Here is a 15,520-nt window from a genome sequence, read left to right on the forward strand (position 1 = left end):
ATGCAATCTTGACGAGTTCCATAGGTCAAGAGCCGTTTACCTTCGGAATTCGTTGTCCCGGTGATCCGTTTCGACGGTTTGAGCTTCTTCGGGCTTCTAGTCGCGGGGTGTCCGGGAGTACGGGAACCGCAGCCGGCCCCGCGGGGAAAGTTCCGCCCGTTCCGGATTCCGGACGGGCGACGGCACCCGGGGCGTCGAGTGCCCGGCGGTCGTGGGCCGTTCCGCGGGTCGCGGATCCTCCGATCAGGTGCCAGCCTGGATGCATGGCTTGGGCGTCATGGACGACTCGTGGTGTTTTCTCCGGGCACGGCGGCGTGCTCACGGACGAGGTCGGGGTCCTGACCGGGGACCTGACCGTGCATACGACCTGGGCGGACGACACGGCCCAGGTGACGGTGCAGTACACGGGCGCGATCGACTGGTTCACCATGTCGGGCAGCCCGGTGCCCTGCTGCTCCGAGGAGGACAGCCGGCGTCTGCACGAGGCGGCGGTGCGGTCCGTCCGGGAGGGCGCGGCGGCGAAGGTTCCCAGACCGCCGCTCGGCGGCCGGCCGCAGCGCCCGGCGGAGCGCGCCCAGGAATGAGGCACGCCGCACGAGGCGCGCCCCCGTCCGGGTGCGGGCGGGGGCGGGCGGCGCGACGGGGCGGGTGCGCCATGACGGGACGCGCCCCTCCGGGGAGCCGTGCGGCTCTCCGAAGGGGCGCGTCCCGTCGGTTCCGGGGCCGGCGCGGGGCCGGGCCGGGGGTGCGTCAGTACGCGCCGAACACGTTGTCGATCGAGCCGTACCGGTCGGCGGCGTAGTTGCAGGCCGCGGTGATGTTGGCGACCGGGTCGTAGCTGTCGAGCGCGGTGCCGGGCACGTGGTAGGCGCGGAACGTCGGGTCGATGACCTGGAGGAGGCCCTTGGACGGGATGCCGGCGGCGGCGTTCGAGTCCCAGTTGTTGATGGCCCGGGGGTTGCCCGAGGACTCGCGCATGATGTTGCGGTGGATGCCGTCGTAGCTGCCGGGAATGCCGTGCTCGGACATGATGGCGAGCGCTTCCCTGATCCAGCCGTCCAGGTCGTTCGTGTAGGCGACGGGGGCGGTCTTGACGGCGGCGACCGGGGCGGCGGAGATTCCGGCGGGGCCCTTGGAGCCGGCCTGGGCGCCGACGGTCAGCTTCATGCCCGGGTGGATCAGGGCGGGGTTCGCGCCGATGACCTCCCGGTTGTCCTGGTACAGCTTCTGCCAGCCGCCCTCGAGGGAGTAGTCCCGCGCGATCGTGGAGAGGCTGTCTCCGGCGATCACGGAATGCGTGACGGCCGCGCCCTTCGGCGCGGACGCGGTTCCGACCGTGGAGACGGCCGACACCGAGGTCTTCTCGGCGGCCTGCGCCGGGGCGGCCGAGGCGAATCCGGCTCCGATCAGCGGAAGCACCAGGGCGACTCCGCCCGTCGCCGCGGCGACGAGGCGGCGGTTCAGCGAAATGGTCGAGCGGCGACGGTACGTACCCGTTGCGGTCATGACGAATTCCTCTCCGTCGCCTGCGAGGTGAGCTGTCGGGTTCAGACTGGAGATGTCTGGCCGCACGAATGCGACTTCACCCCGAGCCGTTCCGGATACCGGACCGGCGGCCTACCTGGTTCCCCCGCTCCTGCCGTACGTGAGTGGGTCGGTTTCTCGGACGGCGGCAGGATTCGGCGTTCCGTCCGGATTGACCGTGACCGTAGGCGAGGAAAGCAGAACGAAACAAGTCCCTATTTATTGATCACAATTGATCCGCAAGATCAATTCATGGAATTCGCAGTAATCCACCTCACACGGCGGGGCCAACTTTCCTTGCCCAGAAAGGGTCCGGGCTCCGGACCGGGTCATCCGGCTGGCCTTTTCGTGACTCACGCCACGTGGCGACAAAAGGGACTTTTCGTATCACCCTCAAATGCCGCAGCACGCACCTAAAGCGCCTTTACTGACCAAAAATGTAATTCACCATAAATATGCTCAAAACCGGACATTCACCCCCCCCTGGGAGCGGACGCCGATGCGGCCGCCGTCCAGTCCTCACCCACGCTCCCGGGGCACCCGCCCGGCCCGGGAGCGGTCGCCCCGTTGCGCCGCCCGGGTGCACGGCCCGGCCCGGGCGGCGGCCCTCTCGACCGTCGCGCCCATGCGGGCCGCCCGTCGGTCGCAGCCCGGCCGGCGGCGCGATGACCAGCGGGAACGTCATCGCCGGGCCCAGCGCGCCACCGCCCCGCCGGGACGGTCGGGCCGTCGCGGCCCGGCCGGCCGGCGTCACGCGACTGCTCCGCACGGCGTGCGGAGCCGCATCCGCGCGCCTACGCTCGTTTCTGGATCAATGCCGCCAAAGGTCGTGATCTGACAGGAAGCGAGATCCCCATGGAGCGGCGCAGGTTGTCGGGATTGCTCGGGGAACTCGCGGCGGAATTCACCGGCACGATGGTCCTCATCCTCTTCGGCTGTGGCGTCGTGGCCCAGGTCGCGGCCGGCGGAGCGCTCACCGACCCCCGCGGCGGGCTGGGAAACCACGACAGCATCGCCTGGGCCTGGGGCCTCGGGGTCACCCTGGGCGTCTATGTGGCGGGCAGGCTGAGCGGCGCCCACCTCAATCCCGCCGTGACGGTCTCGCTCGCGGCGTTCAAGGGATTCCCCTGGCGAAAGGTCGTCCCCTATTCCCTCGCTCAGCTCGCGGGCGCCTTCGTCGGCGCCCTCGTGGTGCGCTGGAATTACACCGAGGCACTGGCCCGGGTGGATCCCGGGCACACCGTCAAGACGCAGGCCGTCTTCTCGACCCTGCCCGCCAACGGAAATATCGAACTACCCGTCACCGAATGGGGAGCGTTCCGGGACCAGATCATCGGGACGGCCATTCTGGTATTGCTGATCTTCGCGGTCACGGATCTTCTCAATACGGCGCCGGGCGCCAATATGGGCCCGTTCGTCGTGGGTCTCGTCGTGGTGGCCATCGGCATGGCTTTCGGAACCAACGCCGGTTACGCGATCAATCCCGCACGCGACCTCGGGCCCCGGCTGGCAAGTTTTCTGACGGGTTATGGAGGGGCGTGGCGGGACCAGTACGGGAATCTCTACTTCTGGGTGCCGATCGTGGGTCCGCTCGTGGGCGGCCCGCTCGGCGCCCTCCTCTACACGCACCTCGTCGGCCGTTTCATCCCCGCGGCGGAGCCGGAGCCGGAGGGCCGGATCCCCGCACCACCGGAGAGGTGACGACCGGTTCCCGCGCCGGACGCGGGCCCGAGGGGCCGGCACCGGCCGCGGATTCAGGAGAGGCGACACACCATGGCGGACTTCATCGGGGCGGTGGACCAGGGCACCACCAGCAGCCGCTTCATGATCTTCGATCATGACGGGAACGAGGTGGCCAAGCACCAGTTGGAGCACGAGCAGATCCTGCCCCGCCCCGGCTGGGTGGAGCACGACCCGGTCGAGATCTGGGAGCGCACCAACTCCGTGATGCAGAACGCGCTCCGCTCCGGGGGGCTGAGCGCCTCGGACCTGGACGCCGTCGGCATCACCAACCAGCGCGAGACCACCGTCGTCTGGGACCCCCGCAACGGCCGCCCGTACTGCAACGCGATCGTGTGGCAGGACACCCGCACCGACTCCATCGCGCGGGCGCTGGAGAACGACGGGCACGGCGAGGTGATCCGGCGCAAGTCGGGGCTGCCCCCGGCCACCTATTTCTCCGGCGGCAAGATCAAGTGGATCCTCGATCACGTCGAGGGCGTCCGCGCCGCCGCGGAGCGCGGGCACGCGGTGTTCGGGACCACGGATTCCTGGGTGCTGTGGAATCTCACCGGCGGTCCCGAGGGCGGCATCCACGCCACCGACGTGACCAACGCGAGCCGGACCATGCTGATGAACCTGGAGACCCTCGACTGGGACGACGAGCTGCTGGACATCTTCGGCATCCCCCGCAGGATGCTGCCGGTCATCAACCCGTCCTCGGACCCGGACGCGTACGGGTGCGCCTGCACCTCGCGGCCGTTGCGCGCCGCGATCCCGGTGACCGGGGTGCTCGGCGACCAGCACGCGGCGACCGTGGGGCAGGTGTGCTTCGAGCCGGGCGAGGCGAAGAACACGTACGGCACGGGCAACTTCCTCGTCCTCAACACCGGCACGGAACCGGTCCGGTCCTGGCACGGCCTGCTCACCACCGTCGCGTACCAGTTCGGGAAGACTCCCGCGGTCTACGCCCTGGAGGGCTCCATCGCGGTCACGGGGTCCGCCGTGCAGTGGCTGCGGGACCAGATGAAGATCATCAGCAGTGCGGCGGAGAGCGAATGGCTCGCCCGTACCGTCGAGGACAGCGGAGGCGTGTACTTCGTACCCGCGTTCTCGGGGCTCTTCGCGCCGTACTGGCGCTCGGACGCGCGCGGCGCGATCGTCGGGCTGGCCCGCTACCACACCAACGCCCATCTGGCCCGGGCCACGCTGGAGTCCATCTGCTATCAGACACGTGACGTGGTCGAGGCGATGGAGCGGGACTCCGGTGTCCACCTCGACGTGCTCAAGGTCGACGGCGGGGTCACCGCCAACGAGCTGTGCATGCAGATCCAGGCGGACGTCCTCGGCGTGCCCGTCAGCCGCCCGGTCGTCACCGAGACGACCGCGCTGGGAGCGGCGTACGCGGCGGGTCTGGCCACCGGGTTCTGGCGCGACGTGGGCGAGTTGCGGGGGCACTGGCAGGAGTCGATGCGCTGGGAGCCGCAGTGGGACGAGGGGCGGCGCGCCGAGGGGTACGAGAACTGGCGGCGGGCGGTCGAGCGCACCCTCGACTGGGTCAGGGTGGACTGACCGGCCCCGCCGACCGGCCGGTTGTCCGATCCCGCCCACCGGGCCCGTCGCCCGCTCCGGCCCGTCGGACGCCGCGGACGGATCGAGCGCCGGACGCCCGGCCCCCGCCGGGACCGCCGCGCGGGCGCAGCGGCCAAGTACGCCCGCGCGGCGGTCCGGGTCAGGTCAGGTCAGGTCAGGTCAGGTCAGGTCAGGATCAGCCGTCGGTGCGCAGTCCGGCGAGCAGGTGGTACACGGTCTCGGTGCCGCGGCGCAGGGCCTCGACGCCGATGTGCTCGTCGGTGCCGTGCATGCGCTTGAGCATGTCCCGGTTCACCGTGAACGGATACATGCCGTAGACGGGGATGTTCTGCTCCCGGAAGGGAACGGCGCTGGTCACCGCCTCGAACTGGCAGGCGGTGGCCCGTACTCCGGGGTGCGTCCGGCGCACGGCCGTCTGCCAGGCGCGGAAGACGTCCGTGTCGGACGTGGAGTCGGGCGTGGCCAGATAGCCGCGCAGCCGGTCCAGCGCCTCCTGTTCGCTCTCGCCGGGGTTCCCGACGACGGTCAGCGTCGCCCGGTTGCCGATCAGGGAGCGCAGCTCGGCGACGACGCGGCCGGGGTCGTCGGCGCCGGGCAGGAAGGCGGCCCGGAACTCGGCGGTCGCCGTGCCCGGCACGATGCTCGGGTAGTAGCCGGACCGCGCCGAGGTGAAGGCGAGGGTGGTCCGCAGCATCGCGTTGTGCAGTTCCGGGGTCTCGCTGAGCCGGATCACGGCCTCGCCGGCCCGGTCCCGTTCCGGTTCGCCGCGGGCGTCGAGCATCTGCCGGACGGCTTCGGCGAGCTGCCGGTCCGCGGTGGCCTCGGCGAGTTCGGCGAAGTACCGCCGGGACAGCGCGTTGGGCCGGATGTGGGCCCGCCACTCCCCCAGTTGCTCCAGCACCTCGCCCAGCCGGATCACGGCCTGTCCGGTGAACGGCTTGGAGGTGTGGGTGGCGTACGAGGAGGTCTCCAGGCGCAGCAGCAGGGAGCGCTTGTCGTTGCAGGTGAGCGTGGCGATCATGGGGGTGACGCCGTCGCGCTGGTCGAGCACCCAGCCGCCCTCGGTGACGACCGCGCCCGCCTCGACCCTGCCGGGGTGTTCGGTGAGGAACCAGCGCACCCCGTAGGGGCCCTGCTCCTCGTCGCAGTCGGACCAGAAGACGATGTCGCGGTCGAATGCGGCGCCCTCGCGGACGTGGCGCAGCAGGGCGGCGACGAAGGCGGCGTTGACGCCCTTCATGTCGAGCGAGCCTCGCCCGTACAGCTTGCCGTCCTTGATCTCGGCGGCGAACGGGTCGGTGGTCCAGGTGTCGCCGGTGGCGGGGACGACGTCGGAGTGGCCGAGCAGGACCAGGGGTTTCCTCCGGTCCTTCCCGCTGCCGGGGACGCGGGCGAAGAAGTGGACGTTGCCGTCCTTGGGGGTGGGCACGATCTCGGTGGCGACCCCGGCGGACCGGAAGATCTCCTGGAGCATCCGGGCGTACGGTTCGGTGAGCGCGCCGTCGCCCGGGTTGCTGGTGTCCTGGCGGATCATGGCGACGGCGAGGGCCACGGGGTCGGTGGGGTCGCCGTCGAAGGAGGCCCGGGCCGCCGCGGGGGCGGCCGAGGCGCGGGGGGCGGCGGCGGTGGCCGCGCCCAGGCCCAGCAGGGTGCCGGCGACGGCCGTCGCGCCGGCGCCGAGGACCGAGCGGCGTGACGGGCGGGTGGCGGGAAGGCCGTCCAGGCAGGCGGAGACGACCGCGCCCGGGTTCTCCTGGTGGGCGTAGTGGCCGCCCTCGACGGACAGCACCGTGCACGCGCCGCGGGTCCAGTCGGCCCAGCGGCGCACCGTCACCTCGGCCACGTGCGGGTCCTCGGTGGCCCACACGGCGCGCAGTTCGACCTCGGGGACGGCGGTCAGGCCGCCGTCGTAGCGTCCGGCCAGCCGCAGGTCGGCGATGACGGGAGGCAGCAGCACCTCCTCGAACTCGGGGTCGGCCAGGAGTTCGGGATCGGTCAGCCCGGTCCCGGCGACGAACGCGCGGGCGTCCTCGACGGTGACGTCGCCGCCGTCGCCGTGGAAGTCGCCGGGGCACTGCCCGGCCACCGCGCAGAGCCGGGCCACCGGCACTCCGGCCTCCAGCAGCCGGGCGCAGGTCTCGTAGGCCAGCAGCGCGCCGAGGCTGACGCCGATCAGCACCAGTCGGCGGCCGCCGCGCGCCGCGCGCACCTCGGCCGCCACCGCTTCCGCGTAGTCGGCCATGTCGACGACGGGTTCCTCGTCGATGCGGGTGCCGCGGCCCGGCGGGGTGACCAGTCCGAGCGCGGTGTTCCCGGGCAGCAGTCCGCGCCAGCTCGCGAAGGTCGAGCCGTGGGCGCCGGTGGGCGGGAAGCAGACCGCGAGGGTGCCGGGCGCGTCCCCGTCCCGCGGCCCGGTCTCCGTGACGGTCAGCCAGGGGGTGCTCATGCCTGGTCCTCCTGCCGGGTCTCGCGGCACAGTGCGGCGATGCCGGTGACGGTGGGCGCGCCGAGGATGCGGCGCAGGGGTACGCGGCGTCCCGCCGTCGCCGCCAGCCGGTTGGCGAGCCGGACGGCGAGCAGGGAGTGGCCGCCCGCGTCGAAGAAGTTCTGGTCGGCCGAGGCCGGGGGCGCGCCGAGCAGTTCCTCCCAGAGGGCGGCGACCGCGGTCTCGGTGGCGTCGGCCGGGGTGAACCCAGTCGTCCGCTCCTGTCCGATGCCGTCCACGAGGGCGCGCAGGGCGGTGCGGTCGAGCTTGCCGTTGGTGGTCAGCGGCAGGGTGGGGACCTGCTGGACGCGCGCGGGCAGCATGTAGTCGGGCAGCCGGTCGCGCAGGTGGCCGCGCAGTGCGGCGGGGTCGGTCCGCTCGTCGGCCGTGAAGCAGGCGACGATGCGGGGCTCGCCGTCGTCGGCCTCCGCGTACGCCCCGGCCTCGGTGACGTCCGGGGCCTTGCGGAGGGTGGCCTCGATCTCCTCCAGTTCGACGCGGTAGCCGCGCACCTTGATCTGGTTGTCGGTGCGTCCGGTGATCTCCAGTGCGCCGTCCGGGAGGCACCGGCCCCGGTCGCCGGTCCGGTAGTGCCGGACGCCGTCGTCGTCGGTGCGGAAGCGGTCGTCGCCGTCGCCGCCGAGGTAGCCGAGGGCGAGCGGCGGCCCGGAGACCCACACCTCGCCGGTCGTGCCGGGCGGCAGGCGGCGGCCGAGCCGGTCGCGGACGGTGAGCGAGGCGCCCGCCACCGGGCTGCCGACGGGGACGCGTTCGGCGTCCTCGGGCAGCCGGGCGGTGTCGTACGCGGCGACGTTGGAGGCGGTCTCCGTCATGCCGTACAGGTTCAGCAGGGTGGCGTCGGGCCAGACCTCGCGGAACCGCAGCACGGTGCCGACGGGCAGGGTGTCGGCGCCGCTGGTGACGAGGACGGGCTGGTGGCGGTCCGGCTGTTTCGCGCTCTCCTCCAGCAGGCCGGCGATCAGGTGCGGGGTCAGGAAGAGGTGCGTGATCCGCTCCCGGTGGACGGCGGCGGCGAACAGGACCGGGTCGAGGAGTTCGTCGGCGCCGAGCACGACGGAGGGGACGCCCCGGAGCAGTCCGCCCAGTATCTCCCAGGGCGAGGCGACGAGGGCGAGGGACTTCTGCACGGCCAGCACCGCGTCCGGCGGGAACGGGTGGTCGCGCCACATCCACTCCAGCCGGCCGCGGACCGAACGCCTGCTGATGCGCACGCCCTTGGGGTTCCCAGTGGTGCCTGAGGTGTAGACGACGTGGAAGAGGGCGTCGTCGCCGGGTTCCTCGTCGGGCGCCTGGTGCAGCGGCCCGTCGGCGAGGGGCGCGAGGACGACGCGGGGGGCGTCCAGGGTGGGGAACTGGTCGAGCCCGGGTTCGGCGAGCACGCACCGCGGCCCGGTCTCCTCCACCATGCGGCGCTGGCGCCGTACGGGGATCGCGGGGTCCAGCCCCAGGTAGGCGGCACCGGCCTTGAGCACGGCGAGAACGCCGGCGACGGCGGCGGGGCCGCGCTGCGCGGCGAGCGCCACCAGGGTGCCGGGTCCGGCGCCCGCCGCGACGAGCCGGGCGGCGAGTCTGCCGCTCCAGTCGTCGAGTTCGCGGTAGCTGAGGCTGGTGCCGGCGTGGCGCAGGGCTACGGCCCGGGGGCGGGCCGCCACCTGCTCGGCGAAGCGTTCCAGCAGGGTCGGCGAGGTCATCGGTGGTCGCCTCCGGGCAGCAGGTCGAGGGAACGGATGGTGGTGCGGGCCGCGCGCTCCGGGTCGGTCAGGGCGCGCAGGGCGATCAGAGTGGACTCCAGCACGTCGCGGGCGGCCGGGTCGTCGAGCAGGTCCCGCTGGTGGGCGTACTGGAGCAACAGCCGGCCGGCGCCGTGCGGCTGGACGTACAGCGCGCAGTCGTACTTGGTGAAGCCGGTGTCCAGTTCGACGAAGCGGAAGCCGACGCCCGCGGCGGCGGTGGCGCGCGCCGGGTAGGGGAGCATGTTCAGCATGGTCTGGAAGACCGGCGTCGCCGAGGAGCTGCGGGAGGCGGCGGGCAGCCTTCGCAGGGTCCAGGAGAACGGGTACTCGGCGGCGGCGTACGCGTCGTACACCGTCTCCCGGACCCGCGCGGTGAACTCGGCGAGGGTCGCGGACGGGTCGACGGGCAGCCGCAGCGGCAGCATGGCGAGCGTGAACGCCGGGACCTCGGCGGCCTCCGGCCGTTCCCGGCCGGCCATCGGGGCTCCGACGACCACCTCGTCGGCGTCGCCGTAGTAGCTCAGGGCCAACGCGTACGCGGCCAGCAGCGGCACGAAGGCGGTGGCCGAGGCGGACAGCGCGGTGGTGTGGAGCCGCCGGGTGAGCTCCTCGTCGAGGACCGCCTCGGTGATGCCGCCCCGGTAGGTGGGGGCGGCGGGCCGCGGCTTGCGCGCTATCTGGAGCGGCGGGAGCTCTCCCGCGAGCCGGCGCTGCCAGTACTCCCCCGCCTCGGCGACCTCCTCGGTGGCCAGCCGGGCCTCCAGGTGGTCCAGGTAGCGGTCGTAGCGGGTGGCGCGTTCCGGGTCGGGGGCGGCGGGGCGGTGTTCGTAGAGCTCGGCGAGGCGCTGGAAGAGCACGGTGGCGCCCCAGCCGTCGAGGAGCAGTTCGTGCATGGTGACGAGCAGCCGGTGCTGTCCCCCGGGCAGCCGGAACAGCGCGGCGCGCAGGGCAGGTTCGGTCAGCAGGTCGAAGGGGCGGGCCGCCTCCTGGGTCGCGGTGGCGCGGAAGGCCTCCTCGGTGATGTCGCGGGCCAGGCCGGAGAGCGGGACGTCCCAGTGCGGGTAGTGCTGGACCACTTCCTGCCCGCCGGGCTCGTCGGTCTCCGCGAACCGGGCGAGGAGCTGCGGGTTCTCGGCGAGCAGCTGCTGCCAGGCGCGGGCCAGCCGGGGCACGTCCAGGGGGCCGTCCAGCTCCAGCGAGCCCTGGTAGCTGTAGTAGGGGCTGAGCGGGTCGAGCCGCCAGTGGAAGTAGACCCCGGCCTGCTGCGGGGTGAGCGCGCGGGTGCGGGGGGCGTCCGGGTCGGCGGTGTCCGGGCGGGGGCGCCGCGCGGGCTCGTGGGGGCGGCCGGGGTCGGCGAGCGCGGCGAGCGCGGCGGGGCTGCCGTCGCGCAGCACGTCGCGCAGGCCGGCCGTCGACCCGGTCGCGCGCAGTGCCGCGACCAGGCGCATGGCCTGGAGCGAGTCGCCGCCCAGGGCCAGGAAGGAGTCGTCGCGGCCGACCCGTCCGGTGCCGAGGATTCCGGCGACGAGGCCGGCGATCCGGGTCTCCGTCCCGTCGCGCGGCGGGGTGTAGGGGCGGTCGTCGGGGCGGGTGCGGCGCGGAGGCGCCGGGAGCGCCCGGTAGTCGGTCTTGCCGTTCCGGGTGAGCGGGATGCCCGGCAGGGCGACGAAGGTGTGCGGCACCATCGGCGCGGGGAGCCGTTCGGCCAGGTGGGCGCGGAGCACGGCGTCCGGGACCTCGTCGGTGGTGGTGACGTAGGCGACGAGGCGGGGCTGCGGGGCGGCCCGCGGGGTGTGGGCGCTCTCGCGGGCCACCAGGGCGCCGTCGTCGTCCGGGGTGTGGACGGTGACCGCGCAGGCCGCGACGGAGGGGTGGCCGCCGAGCACGGCCTCGATCTCCGCGAGTTCCATGCGCACGCCGCCGAGCTTGACCTGCCGGTCGATCCGGCCCAGGTACTCCAGTTGGCCGTCCGGCAGGACGCGCACCGCGTCCCCGGTGCGGTAGAGGCGGCCTCCGCCGTCCCCGAAGGGGTCGGTGAAGAAGGAGCGGGCGGTGCGCTCCGGGTCGCCGAGGTAGCCGCGGCCGACGACGAGTCCGCCGACGAAGAGCTCCCCGGTCTCGCCGTGGGCGCAGGCGTGCCACCGCCCGTCCTCGGCGCGCAGCACGTACAGGTCGGCGTTCCCGACGGGCGAGCCGATGGGCAGGTGGCGGACGCCGGGGCCGGGGCGGCCGAGCACGGCGTGGGTGACGTCGTCCGAGCACTCGGTGGGACCGTAGGCGTTGAGCAGCCGGATGCCGGGCAGGGTGTCGTGCCAGCGCGTGGCGAGGGCGGGCGGCAGTTCCTCGCCGGTGGCGATCATCCAGCGCAGCGCGCCGGGCCGGGTCCCCTCGCCGTCGTGGGCGTCGAGCAGGAACCGGATCAGGGTGGGCACCGTCTCCAGGACGGTGGTGCCGCGCCGCCGCACCTCCGCCAGCAGCAGGGCGCCGTCCTGGGCCTGTTCGTCGTCGAGGATCTGGACCCGGCCGCCGACGAGGAGCGGGGCCAGCATCTGCCAGACGGAGATGTCGAAGGCCAGCGGCGCGGTCTGGGCGAGCCGGTCGTCGGCGGTGAGCCCGAGGTCGTCGATCTTGGCCCAGAGGTGGTTGAGCATGCCCCGGTGCTCGACGACGGCGGCCTTGGGCCGGCCGGTCGAGCCGGAGGTGTAGAGGACGTAGCGCACCTCGTCGGGCGCGGGCGGGGCGGGGCGGGTGTACGCGGTGTCCGCCGGGCGCGGGGTCGTGGCGGGGACGCCCGCGGCGCGGGCTCCCTTGACGAGTTCGCCGCCGTCCTCCGGTCCGCCGGTGGTGAGCAGGAGGGCGGCCCCGCTGTCGGTGAGCAGGGACTCGACGCGGGCGGCGGGCCAGCCGGTGTCCAGGGGCAGGTAGACGGCGCCCAGCAGTTCCAGGGCGAGGAAGGCGGTGACGACGTCCGCGCCGCGCCGGCCGCCGACCGCGACGATCCGGCCCGCCGAGACCCCGGTGGCGGCCAGGTGCGCGGCCAGGCGGTGGGCCCGGTCGGCCAGGGCGGCGTAGCCGAGGACGGTGGCGCCGTCCTCGACCGCCGTGCGGTCCGGGTGGGCGGCCGCGTGCCGTTCGACGTAGGCGTACACCCCTTCGCCGAGTTCGTAGGGCTCCTCGCGGGTCAGCGCGGCGGCGACGGCGGCGTCCCGGGCGCCTTCGGCGAGCGGGAGCGGCGGGTAGTGCTCGGGTACGCCGGTCACCGGGCCGCCTTCTTCTCCGCGACGACGAGCAGGTACTCGACGGGCACGCCCGTGCCGCGTTCGTCGGTGGTGTGGAAGCGCTCGGTCATCTCGGCCATCTCGGCCCGCAGTTCCTTCCAGCGGGAGGGCGGCGAGATGGTGTTCCTGGCGGCGATGCAGGGGCCGAAGCAGTTCTCGAAGAAGGCGACCAGATCTTCGGCGGCGGCGAACGGGTAGAAGAGTTCCCGGCGTTCGGAGGTGACGTCGAATTCGGGGCCGAGCAGTTCGGCGAGGTAGTCCGGGGAGCCCCAGAGCATGGGCTGTCCCTGGTGCCCGTTGGGCGAGGGGAAGTAGGAGGAGAGGATCTCCTGGAAGTGGGCGGTCCAGCTGCGTGCCGTCCAGTTGCACATCCCGATCCGGCCGCCGGGGCGCAGCACCCGGGCCAGCTCGCCCGAAGCCGCGGCGTGGTCGGGGGCGAACTGGATTCCGTAGGTGGAGGTCACCAGGTCGAACGAGGCGTCGGGGAACGGGAGTTCCTGGGCGTCGCCGCGGTGCAGCGCGACCTCGACGCCGGCCCGCGCGAACCGTTCGCGGGCGTCGGGGAAGAACTCGTCGGTGAGGTCGAGTCCGGTGACGGCGCAGCCGCGCAGAGCGGTGAGCAGGGCGACGTTGCCGTTGCCGGTGGCGACGTCGAGGTGGCCGGTGCCCGGTCCCGGGGCCAGGCGCGCCACCAGTTCCTCGGCGCCGGGCCGCAGCAGGTCGGCGACGTGCCGGTACTCGCCGTACGACCACATGGTGCGGTTGATCTCCTGGACGTTCCGGTCGATCGTCATGCGGATCCCCTTCAGAGTGTGAGCCGGGCGCCCAGGCCGGCGGCTTCGGCGCGGGCGAGGACGCTGTCCGCGACGGCCACGTCGAGGATCGACATGCCGAACGGGTTGCTGATCACGGTCTCGTGCGGGTCGCGGCGGCCCGGGTGGCGGCCGGCCAGCACGTCGCCGAGGGTGGCGTCGACGCGGCGGGCGCCGGGGCGCGCGGTGACGCCCTCGCGCGGCGCGCCGTCGGGGCCGAGCAGGGTGCCGGCCCGGTGCATGCGGCCCAGCAGCCGGCGCGGGTCGTCGCGGACCAGGCTCCAGTCGTCGACGACGACCGTGCCCGCCGCGAGCACCGCCGCCTCGGTGAGGTCGTCGAGCGAGACGTGGCAGACCAGGGCGCCCGGGCCGAGCCAGTCGGGCTCGATGTAGCCCTCGGTGACCGTGGTGACGGGGACGACGAGTTCGGCGTCCCGCACGGCCTGTCTCGGGTCCTGGGCGAGGACGGTCTCGATCCGCGCGGCCCCGGGCAGCGAGGCGGCGTACGCGGCGACGGACTTCGCGCGGTCGGGCGCCACGTCGTACAGGGTGATCCGGCGCAGGCTGGGCACGGTGTCCACGAGCAGCGCCACATGCGCCTGGGCCAGCGCCCCGCAGCCGATCAGCGCCAGTGCGCGCGGCTCCGGCACCGCCAGGTGGCGGACGGCGAGGGCGGTGACCGCGGCGGTGCGCATCGCGCTGATGTAGGCGGCCTCCATCAGGGCGCGGGGGCGCGCGGTCTCCGGGTCCAGGAGCAGGGTGAAGCCCTGGGAGCGGGGGATGCCGCGCCCGGGGTTGCCGATCGAGGCGTTGATGGTCTTCATGCCGATGACCGGCGGCCGGCCGTCCTGGACAAGCGCGCCGGGCATGGCCAGCAGCCGGGCCTGGTCGCCCTCCGGGGTGGTCCAGCCGAGGTACGCCTCCTCGGGCAGGACCGACCGTCCGGCGGAGTGCAGGGTGAGCGCCTCGGCCACCGCCGTCACGATGTCGACGCCTCGGGCGGCCTCGATGACGTCCGCGCGGGTCAGATAGCGGAAGTGGCTGTCGGGGTAGTGCTCGAAGTCCATGGCGGGCGGGGCTCCTTGACGTGAGGTCCGATGCTGGCGGAGAGACGTGCGGGGTGGTTCAGCCGGCGGTGGCGCGGGGCCCGCGCAGTACCGCGAGGGGGACGAGCGCGCCCAGCAGCAGCACGCAGGCGAGCGCGATCCAGCCGGTCGTGCCGAGCGCGAGGACGACGCCGGTCATGAGCACCGGGCCGGCGACCCGGTTGGCGACGGTGCGGCTGGTGTTGAACAGCACCAGGTAGGCGCTGCGCGCGCCCTGCGGCGCGAGTTCGAAGGACAGCGTCCACGAGGCGCCGACCTGGAGCAGTTCGGCGAAGGTCAGGAGGACGACCGCGGCCCCGAGCACCAGCAGGGCGCCGGTGCGGCCGAAGCCGGGCGCGGCGGCGAAGGCGAGGGCACCGCCCCCGAGCAGCAGGGCGGCGGCCGCGTACGAGTACCAGGCCCGCCGGGTGGTGCCGTAGCAGCGGTTGAGGGGGTACTGGAGTGCGATGCACAGCACGGTGTTGACGGCGTACAGGATGCCCACGTAGCGCTCGGGCACGTCGGTCTCGGTGACGAGCCACAGCGGGAACGCCACGTTGAGCACCGGCATCCACAGCGAGACCAGGGCGTTGTACGCGGTGAAGCCGAGCAGTCGTCGGTCCCTGAGGAGCGGGGCGACCCGGTCGTCGCCGACGACCGCCGCGGCCTCCTCGCCCCGCGCGGTGGCGTACACCCCGGCCACCGCGACATAGGCGACCGCGCCGCCGATCAGCAGCGGGCGGAAGGCGTCCGGGGCGCCCGACCCCAGCGCGACCCCGGCGATCAGACCGCCCAGGCTGATGCCGAGGTTGACGACGGTGCGCTGCACGGCCATCACCTTGGCGCGCAGGCTCTCGGGCGCCCGGGCGCCGACGTACGACTGGACCAGCGGGGGCGAGGACTGCTCGGTGACGGCGATGAGGGAGACCACCAGGAGGAAGGTCCACCAGCCGTCCACCCACAGGTAGCCGATCGTGGCCAGGGCGCGGACCAGCATCACGCCGATGAGCACCGGTTTCGGCCCGAAGCGCCCGGCCAGCCGGGCGAGGGGGACGGCGGCGACGACGGCGACGGCCCCGCCGATCGTCAGGCCGGCGCCGACGGAGGAGGTGCTGAGGCCGGCGACCTTGACGAAGTAGATGGTCGAGACGGCGAGGAACAGCCCCGTACCGGTCCACTCGATCAGCGCGGCGCCCTGGACCAGGGGCAGGAACTGCCGGAAACCGGTGCCCGCCTCCTGCCGGGCGGGGGTGGTGGTGCTCGTGCCCAT

10 protein-coding genes and 1 riboswitch are annotated in these 15,520 nt (G+C 73.4%); of the genes, 3 read left to right on the forward strand and 7 right to left on the reverse strand.

Annotated features, from left to right (window positions below; all coding sequences use genetic code 11):
• The first annotated feature begins 263 nt into the window (after window positions 1-263).
• The gene (locus tag WA762_RS14870) at window positions 264-584 is read left to right on the forward strand and encodes a hypothetical protein (protein WP_335936133.1); all 321 of its coding nucleotides are present in this window, start codon (window positions 264-266) and stop codon (window positions 582-584) included.
• 166 nt (window positions 585-750) lie between these two features.
• Here the strand turns inward: WA762_RS14870 and WA762_RS14875 are convergent, their stop codons facing one another.
• A complete protein-coding gene (locus tag WA762_RS14875; protein ID WP_335936134.1) occupies window positions 751-1,506 on the reverse strand; it encodes a LysM peptidoglycan-binding domain-containing protein in 756 nt (251 codons plus the stop codon).
• A gap of 2 nt (window positions 1,507-1,508) precedes the next feature.
• Window positions 1,509-1,667, reverse strand: a riboswitch (cyclic di-AMP (ydaO/yuaA leader).
• A gap of 712 nt (window positions 1,668-2,379) precedes the next feature.
• Here WA762_RS14875 and WA762_RS14880 point away from each other — a divergent pair.
• Both WA762_RS14880 and glpK read left to right on the forward strand, forming a co-directional pair.
• Entirely contained in the window at window positions 2,380-3,225 is an 846-nt protein-coding gene (locus WA762_RS14880) for an MIP/aquaporin family protein (protein WP_335936135.1), read from the forward strand.
• Window positions 3,226-3,297: 72 nt separating this feature from the next.
• Window positions 3,298-4,815, forward strand: coding sequence for a glycerol kinase GlpK (gene glpK, locus WA762_RS14885; RefSeq protein ID WP_335936137.1), 1,518 nt, complete (start codon window positions 3,298-3,300; stop codon window positions 4,813-4,815).
• A 196-nt stretch (window positions 4,816-5,011) separates the two neighbouring features.
• Here the strand turns inward: glpK and WA762_RS14890 are convergent, their stop codons facing one another.
• Genes WA762_RS14890 through WA762_RS14915 form a run of 6 tightly spaced genes read right to left on the reverse strand, consistent with a single transcriptional unit; the run spans window position 5,012 to window position 15,520 of the window.
• Complete coding sequence (locus WA762_RS14890) at window positions 5,012-7,282, reverse strand: M20/M25/M40 family metallo-hydrolase (RefSeq protein ID WP_335936138.1); 2,271 nt, start codon at window positions 7,280-7,282, stop codon at window positions 5,012-5,014.
• Complete coding sequence (locus WA762_RS14895) at window positions 7,279-9,033, reverse strand: non-ribosomal peptide synthetase (protein WP_335936140.1); 1,755 nt, start codon at window positions 9,031-9,033, stop codon at window positions 7,279-7,281. Before WA762_RS14895 ends, WA762_RS14890 begins: the two co-directional genes overlap by 4 nt.
• The gene (locus tag WA762_RS14900; protein ID WP_335936141.1) at window positions 9,030-12,335 is read right to left on the reverse strand and encodes an amino acid adenylation domain-containing protein; all 3,306 of its coding nucleotides are present in this window, start codon (window positions 12,333-12,335) and stop codon (window positions 9,030-9,032) included. The genes WA762_RS14895 and WA762_RS14900 overlap by 4 nt, the downstream gene beginning before the upstream one ends.
• Window positions 12,332-13,147 (reverse strand): class I SAM-dependent methyltransferase, encoded by an 816-nt coding sequence (locus WA762_RS14905; RefSeq protein ID WP_335936142.1) that lies wholly within the window; start codon window positions 13,145-13,147, stop codon window positions 12,332-12,334. Before WA762_RS14905 ends, WA762_RS14900 begins: the two co-directional genes overlap by 4 nt.
• Window positions 13,148-13,158: 11 nt before the next feature.
• The gene (locus WA762_RS14910; protein WP_335936144.1) at window positions 13,159-14,232 is read right to left on the reverse strand and encodes an ornithine cyclodeaminase family protein; all 1,074 of its coding nucleotides are present in this window, start codon (window positions 14,230-14,232) and stop codon (window positions 13,159-13,161) included.
• Window positions 14,233-14,290: 58 nt separating this feature from the next.
• On the reverse strand, window positions 14,291-15,520 hold the full coding sequence (locus WA762_RS14915) for an MFS transporter (protein WP_335936146.1): 1,230 nt from the start codon (window positions 15,518-15,520) through the stop codon (window positions 14,291-14,293).

The sequence above is a fragment of the Streptomyces tyrfis genome, from assembly GCF_037034285.1.
In the GTDB taxonomy this organism is placed as follows: domain Bacteria; phylum Actinomycetota; class Actinomycetes; order Streptomycetales; family Streptomycetaceae; genus Streptomyces.